This window comes from Sanyastnella coralliicola (assembly GCF_030845195.1).
GTDB classification, from domain to species: Bacteria; Bacteroidota; Bacteroidia; order Flavobacteriales_D; family Sanyastnellaceae; genus Sanyastnella; species Sanyastnella coralliicola.
Window position 1 is genome coordinate 1,491,956 of record NZ_CP132543.1, and the last position, 20,236, is coordinate 1,512,191.

A 20,236-nucleotide genomic window follows, 5' to 3' on the forward strand; every position below is an offset into this window, starting at 1 on the left:
ATGTTACGCTGGCTTGTCACCGGCAGCTTGAAGCGTGTTTTTGAGAAGTGAGGCGATGGTCATCGGCCCAACTCCACCTGGCACAGGGGTGATGAAGGAAGACTTAGGAGCTACTTCGTCGAAAGCAACATCTCCCTTGATAACGTATCCCTTTTCGGTTTCAGGAGCCTCGACACGAGTAATACCCACATCTACGATAACAGCGCCTTCTTTTACCATATCGGCCTTCACGAACTCTGGTCGACCAAGTGCAACAATGAGAATGTCCGCTTCACGCGTTAGTTCCTCAAGATTAGTAGTGCGGCTATGAGTGATAGTGACTGTGCAGTTTCCAGGATACCCATTACGAGAAAGAAGGATTGACATAGGAGAACCTACAATATGGCTTCGTCCGATCACCACTGCATGCTTACCCTGAGTAGGAACTTCATAACGCTCCAGCATTTGCATGATTCCGTATGGGGTAGCAGGGAGGAAGGTTGGCAAGTTCAATGCCATTCGTCCAACGTTTTCCGGGTGGAAGCCGTCTACATCTTTCTCGCGCTTTACTGCTTCTAGGACCTTCTGTTCGTTGATGTGCTTAGGAAGTGGTAGCTGAACGATGAATCCATCGATGTCATCGTCGTTATTCAGCTGATCTACGATCTCAAGCAATTCCTCTTCGGTACAGCTACCGTCACGTTTTACCAAGGTACTCTTGAATCCGCAACGTTCACATGCGCGAACTTTGCTATTCACATAAGTTTGACTCGCACCATCATCACCCACAAGCACTGCGGCGAGGTGAGGGGTTTTCAATCCAGCTGCTTTACGTTTTTCAACTTCAACAGCAATCTCTTCTTTGATTGCTTTCGAAGTGGCTTTTCCATCGAGGATCTGCATGCTTATTTACGTTTTTTACCGCGCATTCCACGAAGCCCTCCGGCCATAGAAGACATGCGACTGCGGTTTGTCATCATGCGCATCATTTTGCGCGTTTCATCGAATTGCTTGATCAACTTGTTCACTTCATTCACTGAAGTGCCGCTACCAGAAGCGATGCGCTTCTTGCGGCTTCCGTTGATTGAATTCGGATTGCTTCGTTCGTATGGAGTCATCGAGTGAATGATGGCTTCAATGTGCTTAAACGCATCATCATCGATCTCAACATTCTTCAATGCTTTCCCCATTCCAGGGATCATTCCAAGAAGGTCTTTTACGTTACCCATTTTCTTGATCTGCTGAAGCTGGTCAAGGAAGTCTTCGAAATCGAAGGTGTTCTTCTCGATCTTCTTCTGCAGTTTCTTCGCTTTCTCTTCGTCAAACTGCTCTTGAGCACGCTCTACAAGGGAAACAACGTCACCCATTCCGAGAATACGGTCAGCCATACGTTTCGGGTAGAAGATGTCGAGTGCATCCATCTTCTCACCAGTACCGATAAACTTGATCGGCTTATTCACTACAGTCTTAATAGACAGCGCAGCACCACCTCGCGTGTCACCATCAAGCTTCGTTAAGATAACTCCGTCGAAGTTCAAGCGTTCGTTGAAGGTCTTGGCTGTATTCACAGCATCTTGACCAGTCATCGAGTCAACAACAAAGAGCGTCTCTGAAGGCTCGATCGCGTTTTTCACCGCTTCGATCTCCTGCATCATCTCTTCGTCGATCGCCAAACGACCGGCTGTATCGACAATAACTACGTTATGTCCGTTGCTCTTCGCAAATTGAATCGCATTCTGAGCAATCTCTACTGCATTCTTATTCTCGCGTTCTGAATAGACATCAACTCCAATAGACTCACCGACTACGTGCAGCTGGTCAATCGCCGCAGGACGGTAGATGTCACAAGCTACGAGAAGTGGATTCTTTCCTTTTTTCGTCTTCAGCCAGTTCGCTAGCTTTCCAGAGAAGGTTGTCTTACCAGAACCCTGTAGACCAGACATCAAGACCACGCCTGGGTTTCCTTGGAAGTTGAGTTCAGCTTGATCACCACCCATGAGCTCTGTGAGTTCAGCGTGCGTAATCTTAACCAAGAGTTGTCCTGGCTTAACGGCAGTCAGTACTTCTTGACCAAGTGCTTTTTCCTTTACACGGTTGGTAAAGTCTTTAGCGGTCTTGAAGTTGACATCGGCATCCAATAGTGCTCGACGTACTTCTTTAAGCGTTTCTGCTACGTTAACTTCGGTGATCTGGCCCTGTCCTTTTAAGACTTTAAAGGCTTTGTCAAACCGTTCCTGTAATCCTTCAAACATGTTTCTTTCTCCTAATAAGGGAAGCAAAAATAGTAAACCTCTAGGGTCTTGACGACTTTGGCATCGGAAGACTCCAATTTCTCATCACGGCCAACCTTCGAATTGTGATCACAACCCCAATGCTGACAAGCAAAGGCCAGAGTTTGTTCTCTGTAAATAATCCTATAAACAAGTAGACCAATCCTCCAGCAATACAAGCCGTTGCGTAGACTTCTTTTCGGAAAATCAGAGGAACACGATTCACCAAGACATCGCGAACTACGCCACCGAAAACGGCAGATACGGTACCCATCATTAAAGCGATAATAGGAGAGAGGCCCAATTGTAAGGTCTTCTCAAGCCCTAGAATGGTGAATAGACCAATTCCGATGGTGTCAAAGATGAACATTGTACGTTTCCACTGGGAAATCACCCGAGTCACAAAAAGCCCAATGATAATCCCGGCAGTAGCTGCAAGCACCCATTCATCGTTCAAAATCCAATTTACAGGCGTGGCTCCAATGAGCACATCACGCACCGTTCCTCCACCAAGTGCAGTTACAAAACCAATAACAGAAGCACCGAAGACATCGACGTTGTATCGCGATGCTACGGTTACACCTGACACGGCAAACACAAAGGTTCCCGTGAGGTCAATGAAATATAGGATTTGACTTAAGTCCATTTCCCTAAAATTGATCTGCAAAGATCGGGGAAAGTAAAAGAAAAAAGGGCAATGTCGGTGAGACAAATACCCCTTTAAAACAATTGTATAAGCCGGATCCTGTTCATTCCGAAGAATGCTTCGTCATTTATCTATGCAACCTACCCCCTGATATCGAGCGAGCAGCCCTCAAGCATCAGTATACGTGGTCTTGCAACCCACAAGGTTTACCTGAGCTACGCAGTCACCTGCGCACTGGTGAGCTCTTACCTCACCTTTTCACCCTTACCTGTGTTCCGAAGAACCATCGGCGGTATAAATTTCTGCAGCACTATCTGTCATTCTTTCGAAGCCTCCCTTTTGAGGAGTGTGGCGCTCTATGCTGTCCGGACTTTCCTCTCCGCATACACGAAGCGACGAAGACAATCCCCACAAAGGTAAAAATTCACTAAAGCCTAACGCCTATAGCCTAACGCCTAAAAAAAGGTTATGTATTCATACCATTTGTCTAAAACCCTCATATTTAATTGATTTTTAATTCATTTTCTATTTGTTTTGAATAAGCGATTGAGTTCAACTGGTTTTTTGTTGAACTGAAAGGCTGTAGGACCAACAATTATTTATGTCAGAATCTATCATGAAAGAGATTCTTCTTAGTCAAGAAGAACTCAATGTCATGCGTCATGCCTATGAGAAGGAATACATAGAGCTATCTCGACGTGTGGAACACTTGAAAAGCGTACTTGGTAAACTTGGAAGCGATCTTCCTCTAACCACAGAACCTGTTTCCATAGCTGCTCCAGCTCCAGCAAAGGTTGCAAAAGCAACAAAGAAGAGAGGGCGCAAAAAGAAACGCGGACCAAAATCGGTGTGGGGAGACTTTATTGTCAATCGCCTGAAGAGTGTTGATCGTCCGATGAGCTATGAAGAAATGCTCAAAGACGCATTAGTATTGAAGAATGTTCCTGAAGACAGAGTGAAAAATGCGAAGGCGAGTATTCTGAATAGTGCATTCCGACTACGTACAATTCACAATAAAATTGATACAGTAGGGGAAGAAGGCAAGAAAATGAAGTACATGGTGCTCAAGCGTTGGTTAAACGACGAAGGCAAGCTTCAAGAACCATACAGTAGTCGTTTCGAGCAAATACTCGCAACCACTGTTGAAAAAGAAGAGGAAGTCAAGCCAAAACGCGGGCCGGGACGACCAAGAAAGAATCCGGAGGAAGCGCCGAAAGCAAAAAGAGGTCCAGGAAGACCACGAAAAAACGCAGCTCCAAAAGCTGCAACGAAATCCACAGCGAAGAAGCGTGGGCCGGGAAGACCGAGAAAGAATAGTAAATAAAAAAGGGCCTCAATTCGAGGCCCTTTTCATTTCGTTATATCTCGATTACCCGAGGAATGGGTAACGGTAATCAGTTGCAGGAACAAAGGTCTCCTTAATTGTGCGAGGGCTCACCCAACGTAGAAGGTTCAAGTATGAACCAGCCTTGTCGTTCGTTCCAGAAGCACGAGAACCACCGAATGGCTGCTGACCAACAACAGCGCCAGTTGGCTTATCGTTGATGTAGAAGTTACCAGCTGAATTCTCTAGTGCTTTCGTTGCGTATTGAATCGCGTAACGGTCTTTTGAGAAGATCGCACCAGTCAAAGCGTATTCACTTGTTTGATCAAGCATCTCAAGTGTTTCTTCCCACTGATCTGGCTCGTAAACGTAGATCGTCAATACAGGGCCGAAGATCTCTTCACACATCGTGCGGAACTTAGGGTTTGAAGTCAATACTACGGTTGGCTCAATGAAGTAACCTTTGCTACCATCGTAGTTTCCACCCATGATCACCTCTGCATCGTCTTGCTCTTTCACATAATCAATGTAGCTAGTGATCTTATCAAAAGCACGCTTGTCGATTACAGCATTCACAAAATTCGAGAAGTCATCTGGTGCACCCATTTTGAAGCTATTCAAGTCAAGCTCCATAGCACCACGAACCTCTTCCCAAATGTTAGAAGGAATGTAAGCACGACTTGCAGCTGAACACTTCTGACCTTGGAATTCGAAAGCTCCACGTGTCAACGCTGTGGCTACCTCTTGTGCATTTGCACTGTGGTGAGCAATCACAAAGTCTTTTCCACCTGTTTCACCTACGATACGTGGGTAAGTCTTGTATTTATCGATGTTCATCCCGATCTCCTTCCATAGGTGACGGAAAACTCCAGTTGAACCAGTGAAGTGAAGTCCAGAGAAATCTGCGTGCTTAAATACAACATCACCAACTTCTGGTCCATCAACGGTAATCAAGTTGATCACACCATCAGGAAGACCTGCTTCCTTGAATAGCTCCATGATCACTTGTGCACTGTACATTTGGCTCTCAGCTGGTTTCCAAAGCACAACGTTACCCATCATAGCAGCAGACGCCGGAAGGTTAGCCGCAATAGAAGTAAAGTTGAATGGAGTAATGGCAAGAAGGAATCCTTCAAGTGGACGGTATTCAAGGCGATTCCAAATTCCAGGCTGCGAATCAGGCTGGTTTTCGTAAATCTCTTGCATGAAGTACGCGTTGAACTTAAAGAAGTCGATCAACTCACATGCCGCATCAATCTCTGCTTGGAAAGCATTCTTTGACTGCGCCAACATCGTTGAGGCGTTCATCTTCGCGCGGTAAGGTCCTGCTAATAGATCAGCAGCCTTAAGGAAGATGCTTGCACGGTGCTCCCATGACATATCTGCCCAATCCTTACGTGCAGCAAGGGCTGCGTCTATTGCTTGTTGAACGTGCGCTGAAGTTCCGTAGTTGAAATGCCCTAGGATCTTGCTGTGCTCGTGCGGAGGCGACATCGGACGCTTGTCATCAGTACGAACCTCTTCAGATCCAATGTACATCGGTACATCAATCGGATCTTGGTTATACATTTCCTGGTACATCTCCATGAGCTCTTCGCGCTCTGGACTCCCGGGAGCGTAGCTAAGTACGGGCTCATTAACCGGATATGGAATGCTAAATACTCCTTTAGGCATGGTTTGAAATTTTCTGCAAAGGTAATAGAGTATATAAGGTGAGAAAACCCTGAACGTAACCCTTCCTTTAAGTGTACGTACAAAGGAAGCGTTAGTGTCAGTGAAATCTGAAACTAGCGTTGGTAAAGCTTGGGGTGTGGATAAAAGTCTACCTTCCCCAAATCGGATGAAAAGCAATTAAGTAACTTGGTCTCTACACCTATGAAACGTCTGGTTACGTCCGTGCTCTTGATCTGCGCAATGGTGGTAAGCCTGAACGCGCAGACTTCTAAGGAAGAAACTCAGCTACGCGCTGAGGCAGAGGCGGCATTTGAAGCTGGCAAATTTGCACAGGCCTATCCTGTGTATTCCCAGCTCGTGAGTCTGCACCCTAAGGATGCGGAGCTCAATTTCCGTTTTGGTACCTGTGCATTGTATGCTGGGGTCGAGAAATCCAAAGCAATTCGTCACCTAAACTTCGCTGTAAAGAAGAATTGCAGCGACGTTCGTGTGTTCTTCTATCTCGGAAGAGCTTACCACCTCAATTATGAATTTGCTCAAGCGAAAGATGCGTACATGAAGTACCTCATGAAGCTTGATCCGAAAGAAAAGAACCCACTTCCAGCAGAGCGCAATATCCAAATGTGTGATCAAGGAGGTGACCTTCTTTCTAATATCAAGGATGTGGTGGTGCTTGAGAAAACCAACGCTGCTTCGTCTGACTTCTTCCGTTACTACAACCTAGAAGAAATCGGTGGTCGAGTGCTGAAGACACCGGAAGACCTACTATCGAAGTACGATAAGAAAGCGGAATTGGTGAGTGTGATGCACTTCCCGGGAAATGCTTTGACCATCTTCTTCACATCGTACGGTAAAGACGGCAAATACGGCAAAGACATCTACCGCGCAGACATTTTACCTGGAGGGGAGTTCTCGAATCCAATTCGCCTTCCATCAACGGTGAATACGGCGTACGATGAAGATTTCGCCTTCATGCATCCCGACGGCAAGACCTTCTATTTCGCTTCCAAAGGACATAATTCAATGGGAGGGTACGATATCTTCCGTTGTGATTACGATGCTGCGAGCAATCGCTTTTCGCAAGCGGTGAACCTTGATTTTGCCATCAATACTCCAGATGACGACATTTTCTATGTTGTTGATTCGTTGAAGCAAACGGCGTACTTCGCTTCGTCGCGTAATACCGCTCAGAATGAAATGAGCGTGTACAAGGTAATGGTCAAGCAGATTCCTGTGAACACTACTTTCATTCAAGGTGCTTATTTCGCTAACGCGGAAGGGTTAGGTCCTGGAGCGCGCTTGAAAATCATTGATGAGCTAACGGGCAAACCAATCATTGAAACCAAAGCAGACGGAGGTGAAAAGGGTTACCTACTCGACCTCCCCAAAGCGGGATTATACACTATTCAAGTGCAACCCGATGAAGGAGCGATCATCCATTCTGGAAGCTTTGAAGTGCCAGATTTTGGTGGAAGTGTTGCGCTGCGCCAAGAACTGCGCATCGTAGATGAAGGCGGACAACAAAAGCTGTACATCACCAATGAATTTGGAGCTCCTCTCGATGTGAACATCGCAGAGCTTTCTGCAGAAATGCTCCGCAAGAAGCAAGGTCTCGATGTCAATGTGACCGACGAACTGCTTGATCAGCTGGAAAACACGCAAGAAGAGGAATCACTTAGAGAAGAAATCAGTGAAGATCAGCTGACCGCATTAGCTGGCTTTGATCGCAACAAAAGTCTTGACGACGTCTTGTCTGAAATGAAGCAAGCAGCGGAAGACTCAAAGAACTTAGCTCCACAGCTGCAAGACCACTCAGGTGAGCTTCTTCAGAAAGCGGCATCCAACAGTGCATTGGCATCTCAGAAGACATTAGAAGCAGAGCAGTTGATGCAAGGGGTGTCAGAAGATGACCCGAGCTACTTTGATAAACTAGTAGCATACCAAGCTCTGCTAGTCGAGGCTGAAGAATTGCGTCGTGAGGCAAGCAATGCTTTGATCGCGTCAAAGTCACTGCACGATGCTTCAAGCGAGATTGACAATTCCGCGCAAGCGAAAAATGACAGATACACTGAAGTAACCGAAGCCATTGCATCCAATGACCTGGATAAGGCCTTGAACATCTTGAAGGAATACCACGATGAATCCGAGCAAGGATTGGATATTCCTGTGATTCAAGAAACGGTGGCAGCTGCAGCGGAAAAAGAAGAAAGCGAGCGCAAGCTCTTGGAGCGAATCTCGAACCTGAGAAATGAACGCGATCAACTTGATGCGCGCATGCGCCGAAAAGAAAAGGAGCTGGAATTAGCTTCCAAGAAAGGCGTTCGTGAAGCGCTTCAAGATGAACTGTCTCAATTGAATGCTGAAATAGCATCTATTGATGAAGAGATTGAGCGTAAAACACGATCTGCCGAAAACCTCGGTGCAGAAGAACTTGATCTTCGTACCCAGCTTGAGTTCTATGAGAATGCAGCTAAAGAACCAGCAGGTGAGGCTAGTGCATTCGACGAGTCGCAAGCCACAAAGCTTCAGAATGAATTAGCGCAAACAGAAGAGAAACTTGACGGATTAGCCATTACAGACCCGCAAACACTCATGAAATTAGATGAGGAGATGCGCGCTACTCGTAATGACATCACATTACTTGAAGGTCTGTCTGCACAAGCTGTTAGCTACGACGTTCAGCTAAAGCCTGTTACTGGACTGCGTGATACCTACGCTTCAGAGGTGCAACGTATCGACAATGAGTCGATCGCTCCTGATGAACAGAAGGCAGCACTTCGCGCTATGCAGTTGCGTGATGTGACCGATCAGATTGCATTCTTACGTTCTATGAATGTAGATGCATTGACTCCTGAAGAACTTGATCAACGAGAAGAGTTGTTGACTTCGTCACTAGACTATCAAGCGACACTTACTGCAGAGCAACGTGCTAATAACGAGACGCCAACAACGGCAAGCGCTACTCAAGCGAAAGCGACTTACGAGAAAGTATTTGGTGCCGATTCGTGGCGCGAGAAAGGGGAAGCCAATTCAATGGCAGAACGCACGAATTCACTAGAGTCGATGCGACAAATGGCCCTTGATATCGATGATCGCCTTGACAGCAACGAACGTGCGGTAATGGAAAGCGATGATGCTGCTGAGCTCCGCGCTATCCAAGAAGAGTCTCAAGAACTTCGCGCGGCGCAAGCTTACTTGGATTCTCGCATGAATGCCGAGGTATTGAAGTCAGACTATGAAGAAGAATTGCGCGATGTCATTGCACAGCAACTTCCGTTCGCTGATCAAACGGAGGCACAAATTGAGTTGACTAAGCAATACATTCGAGGACTTGAATCCATCGAGGAACATCAAATGGGGGATATGACTGCTGTTGAGCATCGTAAACTCAATGATGAAATCTTCTCGAACAAGCAACGTCTTGAGCAATACAAAACAGATCTACAGCTAAGCCTTTCTGCCAGCGACGAACCTGTAGCCGATGTGAGCATCGACGAAAGTTCAACGTCATCTGATTCAGAAGAGTCTGTTGATTCTTCAACAAATACGGATGAACCGGCTGTGAATGCAGTGGAAGAGTCGGCTCCAGCCGTTCATTTACCAGCAGCTCTTGCTGATTCCGAAGCAGAGATTCTTGAGCAATTATCGATTGATGTGACTGACTCGGATGCGCAAGATCAGATTGATAACGCTATCGCGGAACGCGTTAACGCTATTGATGCTACTTCAAATGAAGAAGATCGTGATCGACTTCAGCAAGAAATTGGTCGACTACAAGCGATTGATATTGCTGCTAGTACTTCTGATTTAGCTTCAACTATAGATACAGAAGAATCGGTTGTCACAGAGGTGGTTGAGAGCATCGATGAATCGAGAGAAGTTGAAGATGCCAGCTCATTGAGCGAAGAAGCACTGACGGCATTGAATGAGCAGTTACAACCTGTTGAAGTGTTGACTCCAGACGATTTAACGAGTCATCCTGAAATGGTGAATGTAGCTCGCGAGTTACGTGATAACGACAACTTCCAACGCAGCATGAACGAAATCGTTGCGAATGAGTCGGAAGTGCAAGAGCTACGTCTAGAGCTACAACGCGCAGAGAAAGACGGCAAGAAGAAGAAACTGGACAAGGCCATTGAAAAAGCGTACTTCGATGCTGCTGCTGCGAAGGTGAAGCGTTCAAAAATCGCTTCAGAAAAAGCAGTGGAGATCTATGAGGCTACAGAGATTGAACTTGATGAAGCTCTAGAGAATTCCGCGCTAGCGACAGATGAAGAAACACTCAAGTATATTCAACGGGAGCTAGAACGCGCTGATGACAACATCAACGAAGCCAATCAAATACGTCTAGGGGCAGCTCCAGAAATTGACGACATCAAACAAGCCTATGAATACGATCAAGCACTAGCGCTAGAGTTAGAGGCGATCGCGATTCAACACCGTGTTCAAGAAATGATCAGCAATGAAGAAGAGATTCTGGCGCTTGATCAAGAAACACGCAGCGCTATTGTAAGAGGGCAGTGGGAAGCACCGTCGGATGCTGCTGAAGCGTTGACCGCAGAGGAAACTTCTGCTGATTCTTCTACGGAAGACACTGCTGGCGTTTCGGAGATATCTAGTACTGCAGATACTGAGTCGGTAAGTGAAACTGAAGAAGCAGAGACTGCACTTGCGAACAGCTCTGATGCCCAAGATGAAACGTCAAACGATTCCGCGCTAGCGAATGCAGACCCTACTGATGAGTCAGAAGCAAACACTGCTGAGGAAGAAACTACAACAGCTGATTCTGAAACAAGTATTGCAGAAGAAACGGAAGTGAATACAGTAGCTGAAGAAATAATCGAAAGTCTCCGTGAAGAGGCTCCAGTAATTCCAACGCTATCACCTTCGCCAGAAGCTACGGTCTTAGAAGACCTACCAACCGAAGAAACCTTGGTAACAAAGCTTGAAGGAGAATCTGAATGGACACCTGAATACCGAGAAGCCATCGTGAAAACGGTAGCTTATCAGGATATGGTGCGTTCAAGAGAAGCGTTGGAAGCACTACAAGCTGAACGTCAGAACATCTTCGAATCACGCAATGCGGCTGTTGCCGACTTGAACGAGAATCGCCAACGCATCGCAGAACTTGAACTCGCGTTGAAGGTGGCCGATACAGAGGAAGAGCGCAATGAGATTGCAGAAGAAATCAAGCTGCAGTACCGTAACGCAGAAGTGCGCTACCTTGAAGTGCAAGATGCTGATGAGCGCTTAGCCGCTGCAGATGAAGAAATCAACAACAAAGCTCAAGAGTTACGTAATGCCTTTGTTCTGCTTGACGCCGCAGATATTATCGCAGAAGCACGCACGCATGTCCCAACAGCTCGTCCGGCTGGAGATGTAGCAGTGGCAACGGCACCACCAGCGGCGTTGAGTAATTACTTATTCTCGTACCCACCTGTATTGAACAATAACCTCTTCGGATTCACTGAAGAAGCCCTTTACTCGGAAGAGACGCCGATTCCAGTTGATCCAGAATTGCCAACGGGAGTTGTGTACAAGGTTCAAGTAGGAGCCTTCCGTAACCCGATTCCGCAGGATCATTTTGGAGACTTCGCGCCTCTTTCTGCTGAGCAGTTGAATAATGGAATCAAGCGTTACACCGCAGGTTTGTTCGTCGATTACAACAGCGCAGACAATGCCAAAGGTCAAATTAGACAACGTGGATACAGCGATGCTTTTGTTGTCGCATTCTTGAATGGTGAACGCATTTCATTGAGTGAAGCTAGAGCCATGTCTACTGATACTGAAGCGTTAGCGGTCAATACAACAAGTACAGAGGAAACTGCATCGAATACTGAGACTACTACCGAGGCAACAGAAAATCCTGCGTCTTCAACTGCTGAATCAAGCAGCGATGAAACGACATCTACAGAGGAGTCTTCTCCAAGCTTTAGCGCCGATGGCACAGGTTTAGAAGAGCCAATTCTTACGATTCCGTCATTCGCAACAGATTGGGAAAGTATGGAAGGGGAGTTCTACTCAGTTCAGATAGGAGTTTACAGCAAGCCGGTTTCTTTGACTGATCTTTACAATGTCAATGATGTGATGGCAGAACGCACGGTGAGCGGATTCATTCGTTATACTTCTGGAAGCTTCACGAACAAGGCTGATGCGGAAGCACGCAAGAACCAAGCACGCGCAAACGGTATCACAGATGCCTTCATTGTGGCATATAAAGACGGTAAGAAGGTGGCTGTATCAAGCATCAATCCTTCAACCAACCCTTCAACTTCGCAAGAGGCTGTTGAGCAACCTACTCCTGACCAGGTTTTCAAAGTGAAGATTGGATCTTACACTGATGAAGTGCCAGGCAAGGCCGCAATGGCTATGCTCATGCTCGAATCAAAGTGGGGGATTTACCAGACGACTTCAAACGGCGTGACGACTTACTGGACACGTGATTTGAATTCACAATCAGAGGTGAATCAAGTCATCAACGACTTCAATGAATACGAGGTTTCGGTGACGCAAGTGCCTTAAGTTTTGAATCCCATTTTCGCATAAAGAAAGGTTAAGCCAATGTTAAGAGCCGACATACTTTCATTATGTTTACCGTGTAAACTTGCAAGCATGCGATTATTTCTTCTTTTGACGGGTGTTTTCTTGGCTATCGCCGGAAACGGTCAAGTTGTGATTAATGAAGTTTTGGCTGGAAACCAGAACGATATTCAAGATGACTTCTTCGAATACGACGATTGGATTGAAATCTACAATCCAGGAAGCATTATCAACCTTGCCGGTTATTACCTAAGCGATGATCCAGATTCATTGGACAAGTGGTTAATCCCATCGACAAACCCAGGACTAACAACCATTCTTCCTGGTGGATACCAAATCTTCTGGATTGATAACGATGAGGAACAAGGTGAAGATCACGCTTCATTCAAGCTTTCTACTGATGGTGAAACAATCTTTATTGTAGAGCCAGACGGCGAAACGATTGTTGACCAAGTGAGCTACCCACAACAACAACCAGATATCTCATACGGACGTGAATGTGATGGTTGTGATGAGTGGATCTTCTTTGATGTGACTACGCCTGACGCAACGAACCAATACATTCAGCCGGCAACACAAATTCTCTTCGTAAACGAAGTGCTGGCAGAGAATAGCTCTGACATCGTTGACCAAGCCGGTGAACACGAGCCTTGGATTGAGATCTTCAACCCAAACCCAATTCAAGTAAACCTTGCTAATTACAAGATTCAGCTTGATGGTGAAGCGGTATTTACGATTCCTAATAATGATCCTGTTCGTACTACGGTAGATGAGGATGGTTTTCTCGTCCTTTATGCTGATGGTGAACTAGGGGATGGAGCTGATCACATTTCAAGCGCCATTCAAAACACTTCTGGAACAGTAACTTTGATCGGACCGGACGACTCTACGGTCGATACCTATGAATTTATTGAGACAGGAGTAGATATGTCGTACGGACGCTCATCAGATGGAGGTCCATCAAGCTCATTCTTTACGATTCCTACGCCAAGAGTGACGAATCAGTTGATCATCATTCAACCTGAGGAACTCTACATCAATGAGGTAATGGCTGAAAACGACACTGATACCTTGGATACAGCAGGTGAGAATGAGGATTGGATTGAGCTTTACAATCCGAATGACTTCCCAGTGGATGTGGCAGGATATTACCTTTCAGACAATCCGTTCAATCCAACCAAGTGGCAAATCCCAACGGATCATCCTGATTCTTCAGTGATTGCTGCAGGTGGCTATTTGATCTTCTTTGCAGATGAACAAGGAGGAGAAGGGTGGAACCACACGAACTTCCGCCTATCGAACAACGGTGAGCACGTGATTTTGAGAAGTCCTGACGGATTCTCCATTGCAGACCAAATCAGTTTTGGTCCACAGCAAGCTGATACTTCATATGGCCGTTTCACTGATGGTGCTCCAACTTGGGTGTTGTTCACGGAAACAACTCCTGAGTATTCGAATAACGGCGCTACGGTAGAAGTAGATGAAGTTCAGATGGAGTACATGATTTATCCAAATCCGGTAACTGCAGGCCAGCCTGTGGTTCTTCCGGAATTCAGTGATGTCAAGGTGTTCAGCATGTCTGGACGTCAGGTTGACCAGCTTCAAAATGTGCGCGAAATCAACACGGAAGACTTCACACCGGGAGTGTATCTCTTGATCATCAATGATCGCTACCGAAGCAAATTACTGGTGCGATAGTCTAAGTTGCTGATTTGTTAAAGATTATACCTATCTTTGCGGCCCGATTTACGCTAATTACGGCCGTTAGCAAAGTATAATCCTCTGATCATTGGCCGGTTAAGATCAGATACAAGTAAATTCTGGCCACATGGCAGAAGAAAAAAACGAATCAGCTGAGAACGCTGAGGAGAAAGTAGCAGCAGAACAGGAAGCTCAGACTCCTGAAGCTACAAACGAAGAAGCAGCAACTCCTGCTGCTGAAGAAGCAACCCCAGAAACATCTGAAGAGGCACCAGCTGCAGAAGCAGCGCCAGCTAAAGAAGAGTCTCAGATCGTAGCTCCAGTCGCAGCAAACGTTGCACCGGAGGATTTCGATTGGGAAACTTTCGAAGGTGGAGATGAAGAATACTCGTCTGACGAGCGTTCGCGTCTTGAAAATCTTTACGGAAACACACTTTCATTGATCCAAGAGAAGGATGTAATGTCAGGTACAGTTGTTTCTGTAGGTAAGAAAGAGGTTGTTGTAAACATTGGTTATAAGTCTGAAGGGGTTATCGCTGCTTCAGAATTCCGTTATAACCCAGAGCTAAAGCCTGGCGACGAGATCCCTGTATTCATTGAGAAGCAGGAAGACGCTAGCGGTCAGTTGGTTATTTCTCACCGTACTGCACGTATTCACAGTGCATGGGAGAATGTGAACAACGCAATGGAGAAAGATGAAATCATCATGGGTGAGGTGAAGTGCCGCACAAAAGGTGGTTTGATCGTAGATGTATTCGGTATCGAAGCATTCCTTCCAGGTTCACAGATCGACGTGAAGCCTATCCGCGACTACGATCAGTACGTAGGAAAGCAGATGGAATTCAAAGTGGTAAAGATCAACCAAGAATTCAAAAACGTTGTTGTTTCTCACAAAGCGCTTATCGAAGCAGAGCTTGAAGAGCAGAAGAAACAAATTATCGGCGGGCTTGAAAAAGGTCAGGTACTTGAAGGTATCGTTAAGAACATCACTTCTTACGGTGTGTTTGTTGACCTTGGAGGTGTTGATGGTCTTATCCACATCACTGACCTTAGCTGGGGTCGTATCAACCACCCAGAAGAAGTGGTTGAGCTTGATCAGAAGATCAACGTTGTTATCCTTGACTTCGATGATAACAAGAAGCGTATCGCTCTTGGTCTCAAGCAACTTTCATCTCACCCTTGGGATGCGTTGGATGAGAATCTATCGGTTGGAGATAAGGTTAAAGGAAAAGTGGTTGTTATGGCTGACTACGGTGCGTTCGTTGAGATCGCTGCTGGAGTTGAAGGTCTTATCCACGTTTCTGAAATGTCATGGTCGCAGCACCTACGCAGCGCTCAAGACTTCCTAAAAGTAGGAGATGAGATCGAAGCGGTAATCTTGACACTTGATCGTGAAGACCGTAAGATGTCACTTGGTATGAAGCAATTGATGCCAGATCCATGGGAGAACATCGAATCGAAGTACCCAGTGGAATCGCGTCATAAAGCAACCGTACGTAACTTCACTAACTTCGGTGTATTCGTTGAGTTGGAAGAAGGAATTGACGGATTGATCCACATCTCTGACCTAAGCTGGTCTAAGAAGATCAAGCACCCATCTGAGTTCTGTAACATTGGTGACGAACTCGAAGTGATGGTTCTTGAACTAGATAAAGAAAACCGTCGTCTAAGCCTCGGTCACAAGCAACTCGAAGAAAACCCATGGGATGTATTCGAGAACGTATTCGCAGTGGGGTCAACTCACCAGGGTACAGTGATCAAGAAAGACGGAAGCCAAGCGATCGTTGCACTTCCATACGGTGTGGAAGGATACTGCAGCACGAAGCAGCTTCGTAAAGAAGACGGATCTCAGATCGACGTAGAAGGAACAGCAGATTTCGTAGTACTCGAGTTCAACAAGAACGCGAAGCGAATTACTGTGAGCCATACACGTACGTTCGAGGAAGGACCAAAGCGCAAAGAGCGTAAGCCTTCTTCACGAGGTGGAGGTAACATGTCGAAAGCTGTTGATCAGGTGAATCAAGGTACAGAGCGTGCTACGCTTGGTGACCTAGGAGTACTTAGCCAGTTGAAAGAACAAATGGAAAGTGGTTCTGAAGCACCAGAAGAAGTTGTAGAAGAAGTAGTTGAAGAAACAACTGCAGCAGTTGAAGAAACTCCAGTAGCAGAAGCTGCAGAAGAGGCAACTGAAGCAGCAACTGAAGCTACTGAAGAAGCAACAGACGCAGCGGAAGACGCACCAGCAGAAGACGCTGGAAACGAAGAAGAGAAGGAAGGATAAACCCTTTCATCCGATTATATTTAAAAGCCTCGCCTTGTGCGGGGCTTTTTTATGGACACCCATTGTGGAAAATTGCCAAGGCTGGCATCAAGAATCCTAGGGGAAGCACATATATTTGTAATTGATGCGACCAACGAAACTCATCGACGAAATTCAGTTCCAATTGATCATTGATCGTTTGGCTCATGAATTAATCGAAAACCACCGCGATTTCAGTAATTCAGTGATTCTAGGTCTTCAACCTAGAGGGATTTACCTGGCTCACCGCATTGAAGCCAAACTCAAAGAAATCGCTCCTAAAACAGACATCCGATGTGGCGATCTTGATGTGACTTTCTTTCGCGACGATTTCAGACGCAGAGAGAAACCGCTCAATCCAAACGCTACGAAGATTGATTTTATCATCGAAGACCAACGGATAATCTTGGTCGACGATGTGCTATATACAGGAAGAACCATCCGTTCAGGCCTGGATGCGATGCTATCATACGGTAGACCCCGTTCGGTTGAATTATTGGTGATGATTGATCGAAGATTCTCACGCGAGCTACCAATCGAACCTAAATATGTGGGAAGAGCCGTTGACTCTATCGAAGGACAACGCGTCAACGTACAATGGAAAGAAGTAACGGGTAAAGACCTGGTTGAACTACATACAACACTATGAATGAACAACTAAGCGTCGAACATCTTATTGGGATCAAAGGACTGACCAAGTCTGACATTGAACTCATCTTTCGCACAGCAGACGAGTTCAAAGAGGTGATCAATCGACCGATCAAGAAGGTGCCTTCGCTGCGCGATATCACAGTGGCGAACCTTTTCTTTGAAAACTCCACACGTACACGTCTTTCGTTTGAACTGGCTGAGAAACGTCTCTCTGCTGACGTGGTGAACTTCAGTGCTTCATCGAGCTCTGTGAAGAAAGGAGAGACCCTCATTGATACAGTGAACAACATCTTGGCAATGAAAGTTGACATGGTGGTGATGCGTCATCCTGACCCGGGAGCGGCTTTGTTTCTTTCGAAGCAGGTGAATACACGTATCGTTAACGCTGGAGATGGAACCCACGAGCACCCAACACAGGCCTTGCTTGATGCTTACTCTATGCGAGAGCGTTTAGGTCCAAATTTCAAAGGACGTAAAGTAGCGATCGTCGGTGATATCACACACTCGCGTGTGGCGCTATCGAACATCTACTGCCTCAAAACACTTGGAGCAGAAGTCATGGTTTGCGGACCAAGCACACTCATCCCAAAGCACATTGAAGCGTTAGGAGTGAAGGTGTCAAATAACTTGGATGAAGCGCTGAACTGGTGTGATGTTGCGAATATGTTGCGCATCCAACTGGAGCGCCAAGGAGGGGACGATGACGTAGCTTTCTTCCCGAGCATTCGTGAATACTCAGCTCAATACGGGTTGACCCTCGAAAAACTTAAAAGTTTAGAAAAAGAGATCGTTGTTATGCACCCTGGTCCAATCAATAGAGGAGTGGAAATTACCAGTGAAGTCGCTGATTCTGATCAAGCCATCATTTTAGATCAAGTTGAAAACGGTGTAGCAGTCCGAATGGCCGTGCTATACTTGCTTGCATCGCAAATTGAACGGAACTAAAAAATACTATCTTTACCACAAACTGTACGTTATAGTATGAAATTCGAAGTTGAAAACAAGGACAAGGTAGTGGTTGTGAAAACCAAAGTTGAGAAGCTTGACGCCCTTCAGGCACCTGAGCTCAAAACTGAGTTGGTTATGCTCAACAAAAACGGTGATAAGAATATCATCCTTGACATGTCTGAAACACGCTACTGTGATTCATCTGGCTTGAGCGCCGTGTTGGTCGCAAATCGTCTTTGCCGTGATAGTAATGGATCATTTGTGTTGTGTGGATTACAACCTACGGTACAAAAATTGATAACTATTTCTCAGTTGGATTCGGTTTTGAAGATCACACCAACATTGAACGAAGCTGTTGACCTCGTCTACATGGACGAAGTAGAGCGTGATCTCTAAGCCTAACAAAGAAGAACTATGAAGAGAATTTTACTTTTTGCTACTGCTCTGTTTGCTTTTACTGCTGCTAGCGCCCAATGTACAGCTGACTACGATTTTGGAGACCTACCATTCGGTGTATCTCCTGACCCGCTGTTAGGAGAGTCTTTTGAGGTAGCTGAACTTGGAATGGCCTACGAAGATGTGATCCACATCATGGTCCCTACAAGTGCTGCTGATATCGATGACACATTCCCTGCGGAAGCGCCGATTGACTCTGTTGTGTTGGTGAATATCTCATTCGTACTTGCGGATGTGACATACACTTTAGAGGAAATGGGTCTTGAGGCGGTCTGCAACAACAATGGTGATTCTCCTGATCCATGCACATTCTACGGTGGTACTCAGTACTGCGCAAGTCTTGAAGGAACACCACTGATTGCTGGTGAGTTCCAGTTGATCATTACTGTTCAAGGATGGACAACCGTATTCGGAGTGCCAATCTCACAGAACATCGATTTCGATCAGTACACTTTCATTGTGTCTGATGGAACTTCAGTAGCGGAGAACGCAGCACTAGAGCTTTCTCTAGGAAACAACGTTCCTAACCCTGCTGATGATCAAACAACGGTTCCATTTACCTTGAATAAGGCGGAGTCAGTTCGTTTGACGGTAATTAACCTTCTCGGTGAAGCGGTTATTGATGAACTGATTGACGGACGTCGCGGAAATAACAACACCGTTCTTGATGTCTCAGAACTAAACAATGGTATCTACCTCTACAGCATCGAGGCTGCAGGTAAGAAAATGACGAAACGTATGGTTATCAATCGATAATCATCACCTCATAAAATTCAAAACCGCTCCCTGTTGAGCGGTTTTTTTGTGTGAAATTCGAAGTAAACATACTAGGCTGTGGGGCAGCTACGCCCACGATGAGACACCTTCCGACGTCTCAGTTGATTAATGTGCATGATAAGCTGTTCCTGATTGACTGTGGCGAGGGAAGCCAGCTTCAACTGAGGAAATACAAATTCCGGTTCCAACGGATTGATAACATATTCATTTCTCATCTACACGGGGATCATTATCTCGGCCTCATGGGACTGTTGTCAAGCATGCATCTGCTCGGACGAAAGAAGAAACTCAATCTCTATGCACCTCCCGCGCTTCAAGAGATTTTGGAGGTGCAATTCCGCGCTAGCGAAACAAGACTCTCTTTCGAAATTGAATACATCAATAGTATCGTCAAAGAGACAACCCTTTTATATGAAGATCGCACGGTAGAAGTGTATGCTTTTCCACTAAAGCATCGGGTGAAGTGCTCTGGATTCTTGTTTACAGAGAAAGAACGCAAGGCGAAAGTGATGCGTCCGAAAATTCAAGAATTTGGACTTACCGTAAGTGAGATTTTAGCGGCTAAAGAAAAGCGAGATATCGAAAGAGAAAGTGGAGAGGTGATCAAATGGCAATGGGTAACTCACTTGCCTGAGCCTCCAAGGAAATATGCTTTCTGCAGCGACACAGCTTATTCAGAGAAAGTGATCGAGGCCGTAAAAGGTGTTGACTTACTCTATCATGAAGCCACATTCCTATCAAACCTTGAGAAACGAGCCAAAGAGACTTTTCATACGACAGCGGCACAAGCAGGTGAAGTAGCGAAGAAAGCAAAGGTGGGACAATTGATGATTGGACACTTCAGTTCACGCTATAGTGATGACGATTTGTTACTTGAGGAAACCAAGACAGTCTTCGAGAATGCGATTGCCGCAAACGAAGGACTTACCGTGGCAGTACAATCTCATGACAATTCTCAGGCATGAGTTGAC

Annotated in this window: 13 protein-coding genes and 1 other RNA gene; 9 read left to right on the plus strand and 5 right to left on the minus strand. The window is 45.9% G+C overall.

Features of this window, described 5'->3' with window-relative positions; all coding sequences use genetic code 11:
- Window positions 1–3: 3 nt before the first annotated feature.
- The 4 genes from folD to rnpB form a co-directional block, all read right to left on the minus strand.
- Window positions 4–882: a bifunctional methylenetetrahydrofolate dehydrogenase/methenyltetrahydrofolate cyclohydrolase FolD gene (folD, locus tag RA156_RS06210; protein ID WP_306643695.1), complete on the minus strand. Its 879-nt coding sequence runs from the start codon at window positions 880–882 to the stop codon at window positions 4–6.
- Between the two features lie 2 nt (window positions 883–884).
- Entirely contained in the window at window positions 885–2,231 is a 1,347-nt protein-coding gene (gene ffh / locus RA156_RS06215; RefSeq protein WP_306643696.1) for a signal recognition particle protein, read from the minus strand.
- 40 nt (window positions 2,232–2,271) lie between these two features.
- Window positions 2,272–2,895 carry a trimeric intracellular cation channel family protein gene (locus RA156_RS06220; RefSeq protein WP_306643697.1) on the minus strand — a complete coding sequence of 208 codons (624 nt, stop codon included), beginning with the start codon at window positions 2,893–2,895 and terminating at the stop codon, window positions 2,272–2,274.
- Between the two features lie 72 nt (window positions 2,896–2,967).
- An RNA gene (gene rnpB, locus RA156_RS06225) (RNase P RNA component class A) lies at window positions 2,968–3,307 on the minus strand.
- Window positions 3,308–3,496: 189 nt separating this feature from the next.
- On the opposite strand from rnpB, the gene RA156_RS06230 reads away from it, so the two are divergent.
- Window positions 3,497–4,219, plus strand: a complete 723-nt coding sequence (locus RA156_RS06230; RefSeq protein ID WP_306643698.1) for a hypothetical protein — start codon at window positions 3,497–3,499, stop codon at window positions 4,217–4,219.
- Between the two features lie 45 nt (window positions 4,220–4,264).
- On the opposite strand, the gene pruA is transcribed toward RA156_RS06230, so the two are convergent.
- A complete protein-coding gene (gene pruA / locus RA156_RS06235) occupies window positions 4,265–5,893 on the minus strand; it encodes an L-glutamate gamma-semialdehyde dehydrogenase (protein WP_306643699.1) in 1,629 nt (542 codons plus the stop codon).
- 201 nt (window positions 5,894–6,094) lie between these two features.
- On the opposite strand from pruA, the gene RA156_RS06240 reads away from it, so the two are divergent.
- The 8 genes from RA156_RS06240 to RA156_RS06275 all read left to right on the plus strand — a co-directional run bounded on the left by RA156_RS06240 (window position 6,095) and on the right by RA156_RS06275 (window position 20,230).
- Window positions 6,095–12,415 carry a hypothetical protein gene (locus tag RA156_RS06240; protein WP_306643700.1) on the plus strand — a complete coding sequence of 2,107 codons (6,321 nt, stop codon included), beginning with the start codon at window positions 6,095–6,097 and terminating at the stop codon, window positions 12,413–12,415.
- 90 nt (window positions 12,416–12,505) lie between these two features.
- The gene (locus RA156_RS06245) at window positions 12,506–14,131 is read left to right on the plus strand and encodes a lamin tail domain-containing protein (protein ID WP_306643701.1); all 1,626 of its coding nucleotides are present in this window, start codon (window positions 12,506–12,508) and stop codon (window positions 14,129–14,131) included.
- Window positions 14,132–14,261: 130 nt separating this feature from the next.
- Window positions 14,262–16,415, plus strand: coding sequence for a 30S ribosomal protein S1 (rpsA, locus tag RA156_RS06250; protein ID WP_306643702.1), 2,154 nt, complete (start codon window positions 14,262–14,264; stop codon window positions 16,413–16,415).
- Window positions 16,416–16,539: 124 nt separating this feature from the next.
- Window positions 16,540–17,082: a bifunctional pyr operon transcriptional regulator/uracil phosphoribosyltransferase PyrR gene (pyrR, locus tag RA156_RS06255; RefSeq protein ID WP_306643703.1), complete on the plus strand. Its 543-nt coding sequence runs from the start codon at window positions 16,540–16,542 to the stop codon at window positions 17,080–17,082.
- Window positions 17,079–18,029 carry an aspartate carbamoyltransferase catalytic subunit gene (locus tag RA156_RS06260; RefSeq protein WP_306643704.1) on the plus strand — a complete coding sequence of 317 codons (951 nt, stop codon included), beginning with the start codon at window positions 17,079–17,081 and terminating at the stop codon, window positions 18,027–18,029. Before pyrR ends, RA156_RS06260 begins: the two co-directional genes overlap by 4 nt.
- A gap of 36 nt (window positions 18,030–18,065) precedes the next feature.
- Complete coding sequence (locus tag RA156_RS06265) at window positions 18,066–18,428, plus strand: STAS domain-containing protein (RefSeq protein ID WP_306643705.1); 363 nt, start codon at window positions 18,066–18,068, stop codon at window positions 18,426–18,428.
- 18 nt (window positions 18,429–18,446) lie between these two features.
- On the plus strand, window positions 18,447–19,244 hold the full coding sequence (locus tag RA156_RS06270) for a T9SS type A sorting domain-containing protein (protein WP_306643706.1): 798 nt from the start codon (window positions 18,447–18,449) through the stop codon (window positions 19,242–19,244).
- Window positions 19,245–19,342: 98 nt separating this feature from the next.
- Entirely contained in the window at window positions 19,343–20,230 is an 888-nt protein-coding gene (locus RA156_RS06275) for a ribonuclease Z (protein ID WP_306643707.1), read from the plus strand.
- The last annotated feature ends 6 nt before the right edge of the window (window positions 20,231–20,236 follow it).